This is a genomic window from Chamaesiphon sp. VAR_48_metabat_403, assembly GCF_031422475.1.
Taxonomy (GTDB): Bacteria; Cyanobacteriota; Cyanobacteriia; order Cyanobacteriales; family Chamaesiphonaceae; genus Chamaesiphon.
In genome coordinates, this window is sequence record NZ_JANPLS010000187.1 from 1 (window position 1) to 9,905 (window position 9,905).

General features: G+C 45.7%; 9 protein-coding genes. 3 read left to right on the top strand and 6 right to left on the bottom strand.

All coding sequences use genetic code 11. The annotated features are described in order from the left end of the window. Positions 1–264: XisI protein (locus RMO79_RS08935; RefSeq protein ID WP_310482765.1), on the bottom strand; the 264-nt coding region annotated here is incomplete at its 3' end. Continuing rightward, positions 252–668, bottom strand: coding sequence for a XisH family protein (locus RMO79_RS08940; protein WP_310482766.1), 417 nt, complete (start codon positions 666–668; stop codon positions 252–254). The genes RMO79_RS08940 and RMO79_RS08935, both read right to left, overlap by 13 nt. A gap of 230 nt (positions 669–898) precedes the next feature. Here RMO79_RS08940 and pheT point away from each other — a divergent pair, with 230 nt between their 5' ends. Next, a complete protein-coding gene (gene pheT, locus RMO79_RS08945) occupies positions 899–3,367 on the top strand; it encodes a phenylalanine--tRNA ligase subunit beta (RefSeq protein WP_310482768.1) in 2,469 nt (822 codons plus the stop codon). Here the strand turns inward: pheT and RMO79_RS08950 are convergent. From RMO79_RS08950 to RMO79_RS08965, 4 genes are all read right to left on the bottom strand, one after another. After that, complete coding sequence (locus tag RMO79_RS08950) at positions 3,364–3,669, bottom strand: hypothetical protein (RefSeq protein WP_310482769.1); 306 nt, start codon at positions 3,667–3,669, stop codon at positions 3,364–3,366. The genes pheT and RMO79_RS08950 overlap by 4 nt on opposite strands. Before the next feature lie 403 nt (positions 3,670–4,072). Further along, positions 4,073–4,921 (bottom strand): ROK family protein, encoded by an 849-nt coding sequence (locus RMO79_RS08955; protein ID WP_310482770.1) that lies wholly within the window; start codon positions 4,919–4,921, stop codon positions 4,073–4,075. A gap of 110 nt (positions 4,922–5,031) precedes the next feature. Then, entirely contained in the window at positions 5,032–6,114 is a 1,083-nt protein-coding gene (locus RMO79_RS08960; protein ID WP_310482771.1) for a hypothetical protein, read from the bottom strand. A gap of 375 nt (positions 6,115–6,489) precedes the next feature. Further along, positions 6,490–7,263, bottom strand: coding sequence for an RNA polymerase sigma factor SigF (locus RMO79_RS08965; RefSeq protein ID WP_310482772.1), 774 nt, complete (start codon positions 7,261–7,263; stop codon positions 6,490–6,492). 644 nt (positions 7,264–7,907) lie between these two features. Between RMO79_RS08965 and RMO79_RS08970 the strand changes: the two genes are divergently transcribed. Then, positions 7,908–8,087: a chlorophyll a/b-binding protein gene (locus RMO79_RS08970; protein WP_310482773.1), complete on the top strand. Its 180-nt coding sequence runs from the start codon at positions 7,908–7,910 to the stop codon at positions 8,085–8,087. A gap of 347 nt (positions 8,088–8,434) precedes the next feature. Next, positions 8,435–9,754 carry an IS4 family transposase gene (locus tag RMO79_RS08975; RefSeq protein ID WP_310482774.1) on the top strand — a complete coding sequence of 440 codons (1,320 nt, stop codon included), beginning with the start codon at positions 8,435–8,437 and terminating at the stop codon, positions 9,752–9,754. Positions 9,755–9,905: the final 151 nt, after the last annotated feature.

The window sequence follows — 9,905 nt, forward strand, 5'->3', positions numbered from 1 at the left end:
TACGCCCATTTCTACTAATGCTTCGGCTGGATCTCGATCTGTCAAATTCTGCTGTAACCAAATTTTGCCATCCTTAATATCAAAGTGCATTATGCAACGATAGATTCTTTCTGCACCTTGCCAACCTACATTCATCCACTGATAATGGTCTCGCTCTGCATCTAAAATCAACTGTACCTCTACCTTGTCATTAGCCGGATCGGAATTAGCATAGTTACTAATTAATGACTTCACAAACTCGCGATATTGACTTAATTTATCCATTCGACAATTACCTCATTATCTATGTCATATACGATGAGCAGAATTTTGTACGATTCGATCGCTGCCTTGGTAAAACCAAGTTGAAAAAAAGTTGTATATGCGTCTAGCGGTACTGCCATGTATAACAATCTGTCTGGCTCTAATGCTGTTAGTGCCAATCGATAACTCAAGAATTGCCCTAACGCTCCGTAAAAATCGGTGATGGCAGATGCTTTGAGAAAACTTTTGATTTCAATAGCAATTTTCTCCGATCCTCTTTCTGCGGCAAGTAATCTTTCTGCACCTAAATCCACTTGGAACTTCACATCTCCAAATTCTAATCTCATAGGATCGTGGGTAATTATCCACTGTTCTTTTTGGAGTGCTAGTTTAACAATTTCGTGAAAAATATCTTTGGCAGACACAGGTGAGGATCTCAAACGCTACAACTATTATGACATCACATACTCATGTGGCGATCGATCGACTAGTAAAATTGAAATGGTATCTGCTGCGGCGGTTCGTACAGCACAACGATTTCTAACTGCACTCAACTGTAAACCCCTGACAGTAATCCCGATCTGTATGACAATAGATAGGCGATTCTCTTTTGGAGAGTGCGCCAACGACGCTCATCATAGCTCAATTAAATTAAATGTATATTGCCTTAAATTGGTTAAAAGAATTAGTAGACTGCCAACTAGATCCGGAGACGTTGGCGCAAACCCTGACTCTAGCTGGCTTTGAAGTCGAATCGGTCGAGGATCGCAGCACTTGGGCGGATGGGGTAGTCGTCGGGCGGGTACTGACGCGGATTCAACACCCGAATGCGGATAAATTAAGCGTTTGTACCGTGGATGTTGGCGGCGAGGAGCCGTTACAAATCGTCTGTGGTGCGGCAAATGTCCGCGCGGGAATTCATGTCGCTGTCGCCACTGTGGGTACCTATTTGCCCAAAGTCGATCTCAAAATTAAGCCTGCAAAATTACGGGGCGAAAAATCTGAGGGGATGATTTGTTCGCTCTCGGAATTGGGATTGACTAAAGATTCGGAAGGGATTTATATTTTCGGCGAATCAGAGCATCCTGAAACACCTGCAATTGGTACCGATGTGCGACCTTTATTAGGATTGGATGATGTCATCCTCGATCTGTCTTCTACCGCCAATCGCGCCGACGCGCTGAGTATGGTGGGAATTGCCAGAGAAGTCGCCGCACTCACTGGCGGAGCCTTGAAACTCCCGACTGTCGATGCGTCGCCGATTGCCAAGCAACCGCAATTAACCGTTAATGTTAGCGAAGCTCAAGCTTGTCCCGTTTATTCCGCTACCCTGATTGAAGGTATTGAAATTGCACCCTCACCCGATTGGCTGCAACGTCGCTTGCAAGCCGCCGGGATTCGCCCGATTAATAACGTGGTGGATGTGACGAATTACATCCTACTGGAATGGGGGCAACCTTTACACGCCTTCGATGCAGCTAAATTGCAAGCCGTCAGTGGTAGTCAAACGATCCAAATGGGCGTGCGCCTTGCTGAGAAACAAGGGGAGAGCCTGAAGACCCTAGACGGGCAAGAGCGTCAACTTAACGCTCAAAACCTCCTGATTACCGCTAGTGCTACCCCCGTCGCCCTGGCAGGGGTCATGGGTGGCGAAAATACTGAAGTATCGGAAGGTACTCAAAACATTGTTCTCGAAGCAGCCATTTTCGATCCCGTCGCCGTGCGGAAATCGGCGCGGAGTCAAGGCGGAATGCGATCGGAAGCATCGACTCGCTACGAGCGGGGTGTCAATTTAGCCGAACTCGAAACAGCCACTCATCGAGCGATCGAGCTAATTATCCAGTTAGCTGGTGGTAAAATAATCTGTCAGGATATTAGCGATCGTCGGCCTAATTTAACCCTGCAACCTCGATCGATTAACCTCCGCTTAGAACGATTGAATCAGATTTTAGGGCCGATCGATGATGATGGCGAACCTGGGGAAATTACGACTGAAGATGTCGAGCGGACGCTGGCAGCTTTGGGTTGTCAATTGACAGCGACGTTAAATGACAAGGAAGAAACCGTCTGGAATGTGGTGGTTCCACCTTACCGTTACCGCGATTTGGAACGGGAAATCGACCTCATCGAAGAAGTCGCCCGACTTTACGGTTACGATCGGTTTATGGATACGCTCCCGTCAGAATCGGCGGCGGGTTTCCTCTCCCTCGACGAAGAATTATTACGCCAAATTCGCGCCGCTTTCCGCGCTGTCGGCTTAAATGAAGTCGTTCAATATTCCTACGCGATTGAGAAACTCAATAACGGCTCCCAGGTAGAAATCATTAACCCGATGTTTGCCGAATATGCGACACTGCGATCGGAATTAATCTCCGGTTTGATTCAAAGTTTCCAAACCAATCTCGCTCAAGGTAACGGCGCACTCCAAGGCTTTGAAATTAGCAAAATCTTCGGACGCGACGAAACCGGATTGACAGAAACCGACGTACTCGCTGGCATCCTTGGTGGCGATGCTGGGATCGGACGCTGGACGACTGGTGGTAAGCCGCAACCCCTCACTTGGTACGAAGCCAAGGGAATGCTCGATAGCGTCTGTCACAGCCTCAAAATCCCCGTCGAATATCAAGCCGATCGATCCGATCCGAAACTACATCCGGGACGCACCGCATCATTATGGTTGCAAGGGCAAAAATTGGGCTATTTCGGACAATTACACCCCCAACTCCGCCAGGAAAAAGATCTCCCCGCAGCGGTATATGTCTTCCAACTCAACCTCGATCCAATCCTCAATTACCTCGCTGCCGAAGAACGGTTAGTACCAGTTTTTAAAAACTATTCTACCTATCCCGCATCCGATCGCGATCTGGCTTTCTTTGCCCCGATCGAGCTATCTTTAGCAGATATCCAAAAATCGATCGCTAAAGCTGGCGGCGAACTTTTAGAAGATGTCGAAGTATTCGACGAATATCGCGGTACCAATGTCCCTGACGGACAACGGAGTTTAGCAATTCGGCTAATTTATCGGGCACTCGATCGCACTTTAACCGATGCCGATGTGGAGCCGCTCCAACAGAAAGTCAGAGATGTTTTAGTCGATAAATTCCGCGTAACTCTCCGGAGTTAATCATTCGATCTGCTAGTGCGATCCGGAGATCTGGAAAGAACGATATCCAATTTTCTCTCAATCTCACTAAACCGCGTCTCTAATCGATCCAATCGCATTTCTAAGCAGTCAAATCTGCCCTCGATTTGGTCTTCTAGCGTGTCGATTTCGTTATATACACGTCGTTCGAGAAGCTGCCTGCGATCGTTAAATACCCGCTCGAATTCTGGCAGCGATGCTTGAGTATCTTCTAACTGTCCTAATCTGCGGTTAAAATACCGGAACTGACGATCGTAATTATTTGGCTCGTTGGCTGGGATCATGAGCTTAAATCTTGAGTGTTTTTAGTTATCCCCGCTAGTATTTTCTAGCGGGGATATTCATAGTTTAAAGATATTCTTATCGACTCCTTGTTGACAACAGCTATATTGCGTCAAGATCGGCATAAAGATCGGCACTAATCGGCAATAGATAAAGCTATAATTGTTATGTATCAACAGTTATGGCTGATAAAAAGATCGGCACTAATATGGAATCTCTCGCCCTCATCGAACCATTGTTACCTGCTGGGGGAAATCGAGTATTAACAGATTTAGCTACTCAACTATGGGCACAGAGTAGTGCGCTCGATCGTAACTTACATGTGGCGACGATTCTGGGGATTGGCGATTTAGTAAGAACGATGAATTGCTACTACAGCAACCTACTAATCGAGATGTTGGCGGCTCAAATGGCGATCGATGCTGCGCCTAATCCGACTAAATCTCCGCCGTGTTGGCTCACTTCGAGCCGACAGCTCGCCCATAAGTCTGGCAAGCTGTACCGCTGCGTACTTTGCATTGCTGCTGCCAGATAGCCTCGCCATTGCAATGTACCGCCCGCTAAAACGATCGTCTCTGGATTTAACAAATTAATTAAAATAGCTAACCCCATGCCCAATGAGGTGCCAGCACGTTCGATCGATTGGAGTGCGGTGATGTCATTTGCCCCAACTAAAGCATTCGACTGGTTTGCATCGATGCCTAATTGCGCCAATATCGCCGCACCACTAGCTTGGGCATCGAGGGTTTTGCCCTCAATCGGGATACTACCTAATTCACCCGCCCAACCATTAGCACCGCTCAATACCATCCCATTGGCATAAATCGCCGCCCCAATCCCCGTTCCCACCATCACCACCGCCGCCACTGTTTGCGGCTTCAGCTCGCTGACTACCTTCATCAGAGCGGCTTGGGCATCATTTACTACTTTGACGGGACAAATCGACGAAAAGGCGATCGCAGGTTGCCAGCCGACTAAATTGGGCAATACATCGCAAGCAATTACTACGCCCGCTCGATCGACTAATCCCGGTATGGCAATGCCGATCCCATCTGGTGGTGCGGCTAATGTGTGGATAAATCGCTCGATCTCAGTTTGGGCATCGGCGGCGGTAAAATCTTTACCCGTGCTAATTTGCGATCGAGCCTGAATCTTGGAGTGCTGATATGCGATCGTCAGCATTTTAGTACCACCAATATCGATACCAACTTGGATGAGATTTGTCATGACGATCGCGCCTGAAATATTCCCCATTCTACCGCACGAACATTTTACTCCCTTTTTTGCAGGCGATTAAAAAATATAGCTATCAAAAAGCTCGATCTAACGAGATCGAGCCTTTTAAAATACTTTCATCCAAACTATTAAGGCTTGGGCTGAGTTTCAGGAGTGCTAGCTGTTACTTTATCGCCAATTTTACGAGCGACTTCTACACCAACTTCTTCTAGAACGATGGTAGGAGATATGCCTTCTTGTCCTTCTACACGTTTGACTAAAATTTTACCATTAGCAACTCGACTGCCGACATCGATGTAGCGACTGAATGACTCGTTTGGTAATTTGACAATCACTTGAGTCTTCCCTTCTACCTCAATGACTCCAGATATTTCTAATGCCATCGCTTGGATCGGCTTTTCTGCAACTCGTTCCGATCTAGCTGCGATTTGGGTAACGCCAGGTGTTTTGGGAGCCATAGCACCTACATTAACGGGACGCAACACATTATTAGTGGCAATCTTACCAGTTTTAGGAGCTGTCGATCCGGGGCGGGAGGCATTATTATTTTCAGCTTTAGCAGATGAGTTAGCTGGTTTGATACTAACTACGATCTTGGGTAAAGGTTTATTGATACCAGTTCTAGGAATTGCCGAGACGGATGTATCGCCATCGCGAGTGATTCCGGTATCTGCTGGTGTCGAACTCTTGCTGGCAATTTTTGATTTGCCAGTAGCCTTAGGAAGTTGAGTTGGGATGGAAGCAACTTTAATTCCAGGAAGTGGCTTGTTTACGCCAGATTTGACAGCAGATGTATTATTGCTGGCGATCGGGGGTAGTGCTTTGACAGGTAACCCAGTATTAGGATCTTTTTCAACAGCTTCGACAGGTTGTAATGCCAGTGTGGCAAAAGGATCGGTGCCGCCTTTAGCGACAGTTTTTGCCCAATTATCGCCATTAGTCGCTGAGATCAAACCTGCGGTATCAACCGAGATGGTTTTGCCAGGAACGATCGGCTTACCAGCAGCGACAATGGGTGTAGCAGTGGCTGGAACGCTTGGTGTTGAAGCTATTGGTGCGGGAGCGGTTGCAGGTATGGTTGCTGCGGGCGTAGTTGCAGGTGCAGCAGTACTGGGAGATGGTGTGGCTGCGGGTTTGTTGCCGTCGCCGCAGCTAGTCATGACGATCGCTAAACTACCGATCGCGCCTAGATAAAACCAAGATTTGTTCATTAATTTCTATACCTCGTTTCCCTAAATATCTATATACATATAACGTTGAGAACAGTCGGGATCTTTGAGACGTTTACTCTCTACCATTACGTCAGATTGTTTAGAGTCTTAGGTTAATGGTCTGTCTATTTTTATACTACCCAAATCTTTGGCGACACTATCGTTTTGTGATAATTAATTGGTAGCTAATTTTTACTCTTGCGGCGATTTCACTGACAAATCTGCTGGAGTTGCGACGAAGATCTAACCACCCCACTGGGCGGGTGACCCTCCCAAGAGGGGATTTACGAGCGAAAGTCCCCCGATTTAGGGGGATTCCCATCAATTTTGCTTCGATCTAGAGATGTGTATACAGGGTAGCCTTTATAAGTCGGTCTAATTATCGTTGCTAGCCATCATAACTTTGAGGACGTTGAGACCCTTCTTGACGTGGCGGGATACGGTGATGACACTAATATCCATCCGCTCGGCGACTTGTTTTTGAGTCAGATCGTGGAGGAAGACGAATTCGAGGATTTGGCGGGTATGTTGTTCTAGTGCAACCAAGCTTTGCTGAACGCGCATTCGATCTTCTTGCGACAGTTGAAAACTTTGGTAGTGTCCATCTGGTAATAAATCGGCTAAATTATTTGCATCTTCATCGCTACCGACAGGACAGTCTAAGCTTACTGGCTGGCGGTTTTGATACGCCATTTTAATTTCTTGCCACTCCATTAAGGGAATATCTAAAGCAAGGGCGATTTCGGCTTCGGTAGGCTGGCGTTGATGTTGCGATTGGAGTGTTTTAGTAATAGTTCCGGCTTGTTGCATGAGTGCAAACCAGCGGCGGGGCATTTTCAGCACCGAGCTTTTGTCGCGTAGATAGTGTTGAATTTCACCCCTAATGTAGGGCATGGCAAAGGTACTGAAAGCATAACCTTTACTAACTTCAAATTTATCGATCGCGTTAATTAATCCAATACTTCCAACTTGGAGTAAATCGTCATAAGTTTCTTTACACTGACTGACCCAGTAGTGTGCTTCCTTCCGCACCAGTCCCAAGTTTAGTTCTACAATTTTATTCCGCAATCTCGCTTTGCCCGTCTCTTGGTATTCTTTGAGTAGTTGTAAACTGTGGTGTTTCAGGTCGCATTCTAAAACGGTAGTCATGACACTTTTTGGTTAGGAGTTGATAGGAGATCGGGGTAAATGCAAGCTGATGGTCTACAATTTGGTTATAGAAACTAGTTTCTATAAGTTAGCGATTTTTTAATAGATAAAAATTAATGCCGACCGATCGGTGTCTCTAAATTGTGACTGTTAACCAGTGTGTTTAGAGTTTGGATTCGCATTAAAAGATCGACCGATCGATTCACAATTGTTAGTGACTTACTTAACTTACAGTCGAGGAGTAGCCCCGATATCAACACCAAGTTATTCAATTTAATTTCGTTCGCTCAGTAGAAGGATGATTCTGATTTGTTTAATTTCGCCCACTACAAGCTAAATTATTTACAGATCCTGGTTTGTTAAGTTTAGTCTCAGTTCTTGCCAAACTCCATCAGTGGGAATACCAGTTGTGAAGCTTTGTGAAAGATTCGATCGATCGAGTTGCGTGTTTTTACTTAGACTTTGATTTTCTAATGTTTGCTATGAACTTACTTTTATTGTGGCTGATGATTTTTTAAATGTTTGTGATGACATCACAGTCTGTTTGTCGATCTCGATCGCATCGATCGTAAAATAGCTATGCTGAAGAGGTATAGCGATCGATTAAGATGGCATTAATAGCAAAATAGAGGTAATTATCGATCGTGACTGGTAAAACTCAAACCGACTCAAATATCGCCACACCGCCAGTAGAACCGAGTTTTGGCTGGAATGTCTATGCCGAAACTGTCAATGGTCGATTTGCCATGGTGGGATTTGTCTTACTATTACTATTGGAATTCGTAACTGGACAAGATCTCTGGACGTGGTTGGGACTTAGGTAATTGGGAGACGAGGGGGCGGGGGGACGGGGAGACTGGGGAACTGAGAGCATGGATAGATTTTTAATCCCGCTTGGTGCGCTGTCTTGACCCAAACACATGCGGAGGGAACCTCCGCGTGATTTGGGTCGCTACACTGTCGGGGAACCCGATTCGTGACAAGTTAAGAAAAACCGAGGTTTGTCAAGGGGAGAAAGATTTGATGTCAAACTCGGACTAGGAAAGAGTTAGAACCTACTGCGTGACCCATGCCCAAAAAGCGGCGCACTGTGGGCGGGTTTCCCGCCCATACAAGTGCGACAAGACAGCGGACAACAAATCGTGACCACGCCAAGCGGCAGCAACGCCCAATGATGGAAGATGAGGTAGTAGCAGCGCAACTAGAACAGCTAGTCACGCCAGCAGTACTAGCACAAGAGAAGTACTATCGCCAACTCGGAATGAGGGATAGAATACTGAATCTGCCGCTGATGGTAGCAGCAGTGCTAACACTAATTTGGCGGGACGTAGCGGGAGTCAGAGAACTGAGCAGAATACTTGCAAGGGAAGGATTTTTGGGATGTGAACCAACACAAGTTAGCCAACAAGCCTTATCACAGAGATTTCTGACATTTCCCGCCGAAATATTGGAGAGAGTATTCAAAGAATTACTGCCAGAATTCGAGCGAAAATGGCACAGTCGCAAGCAAAGACCACTACCATCTAGCATTCAATTTGCCCAAACTAAATTTGCCAGAATTTGGGCTGGTGACGGCTCAACATTAGAAGCAATATTCAAGAAATTAGACAGTCTGGCAGAGGTGCCAAAAAATCAATTAGCTGGAAAAATAGGAGTAGTAATCGATCTGGTAACTCGATTACCAGTAGAAATTTGGTTTCAAGAGAAAGCGACAGCTAGTGACATGAAGTTTGAGTCAGATATTTTGAAGCTAGTTAAGCCTCAGACATTGATATTACTAGACCGAGGTTTCTGTCATTATCAGTTTTGGCAACAACTAATTGAAGGGGATGTTCATTTAATTACTCGACTCAACAACAAAGCATCATTTACGGTCGAGAGAGTATTCACAAATAGTTACAGCATCCGCGACCGGACGGTCACAATGGGTGCTGGCACAAAGACAATACCCTGTATCACAATGAGATTGGTAGAAATCAGAACGGGTAAAACTTGGTATTCTTATCTAACTAGTGTGCTTGACCCGCTGATTTTACCGCCCTATGTAGTTACCGATCTGTATGGTAGAAGGTGGCGAATAGAAGAAGCATTTAATACTGTTAAACGCTTGTTAGGATTAAGTTATATCTGGACTGGTTCCCTCAATGGTATTAAATTACAACTCTGGGGAACTTGGCTATTTTATGCTGTGTTAGTCGATCTAGGTGATGCTATTGCCGATGAAGTATCTCTTCCTTTCGACCGTATTTCGTTAGAGATGATCTATCGTGGTCTTTATCATTTCTATGTTGCTCATCATAAAGGTTTAGCTACCGATCCGATTAAATATTTTGCAGCTCCTGAGAATAGAGATCTGGGTATTATTAAATCTATTCGCAAGCCATTCAAGAAATTGATTATTGACCCCTTCCCAGATCGACCCACCAGGGAAGGGTCATTCTTCTTTGAGCCTTCCGCTCAACCCTGCTTGACAACTGCACTCGCGCCTTAACTTGTCACGAATCGGGTTACTATATCAATGACTACTCCTATTTTTCCAGCTTATTGATTTTTTGGCACCTCTGACAGACTGTCTAATTTCCTGAAGACTGCTTCTAATGTTGAGCCATCACCAGCCCAAATTCTCTCAAACTTAGTTCGAG

Coding starts and splice junctions, on each gene's coding strand:
- RMO79_RS08960 (WP_310482771.1), bottom strand. CDS start 6,114: ATGAACAAATCTTGGTTTTATCTAGGCGCGATCGGTAGTTTAGCGATC.
- pheT (WP_310482768.1), top strand. CDS start 899: ATGTATATTGCCTTAAATTGGTTAAAAGAATTAGTAGACTGCCAACTA.
- RMO79_RS08950 (WP_310482769.1), bottom strand. CDS start 3,669: ATGATCCCAGCCAACGAGCCAAATAATTACGATCGTCAGTTCCGGTAT.
- RMO79_RS08965 (WP_310482772.1), bottom strand. CDS start 7,263: ATGACTACCGTTTTAGAATGCGACCTGAAACACCACAGTTTACAACTA.
- RMO79_RS08955 (WP_310482770.1), bottom strand. CDS start 4,921: ATGGGGAATATTTCAGGCGCGATCGTCATGACAAATCTCATCCAAGTT.
- RMO79_RS08975 (WP_310482774.1), top strand. CDS start 8,435: ATGATGGAAGATGAGGTAGTAGCAGCGCAACTAGAACAGCTAGTCACG.